This window comes from Paraburkholderia sp. SIMBA_027, assembly GCF_046535315.1.
Taxonomy (GTDB): Bacteria; Pseudomonadota; Gammaproteobacteria; order Burkholderiales; family Burkholderiaceae; genus Paraburkholderia; species Paraburkholderia tropica.
In genome coordinates, this window is sequence record NZ_JAWRWY010001145.1 from 1 (window position 1) to 253 (window position 253).

The window sequence follows — 253 nt, forward strand, 5'->3', positions numbered from 1 at the left end:
CTCCGGCTCGATCGATGCATATGCGGCGTCGCTACCGTCCTGGCCAACGAATATCGGCAAGGATCATGACGATGACGACCATAGCGCGGGGCGAACCGTTCCGACGCCCTGGCATCCGCGCCTGCCTAAACCTCCCAAGGACATGCTCGAAAAGACGAGCTTCGCGCTGACCGACGAAGAGGCGGGTTTCGTGGTCGACCGTCTGGTGGACAGCAATCCGGACAGTCTGTTGGCCTTCCTCGCCAAGAACGGT

The 253-nt window shown here is 61.3% G+C and carries 1 protein-coding gene; it reads left to right on the forward strand.

The features are described from left to right. Positions 1 to 253, forward strand: a 253-nt coding sequence (locus tag SB764_RS42725) for a DUF6361 family protein (protein ID WP_410867140.1), incomplete at both ends; no start/stop codon positions are given.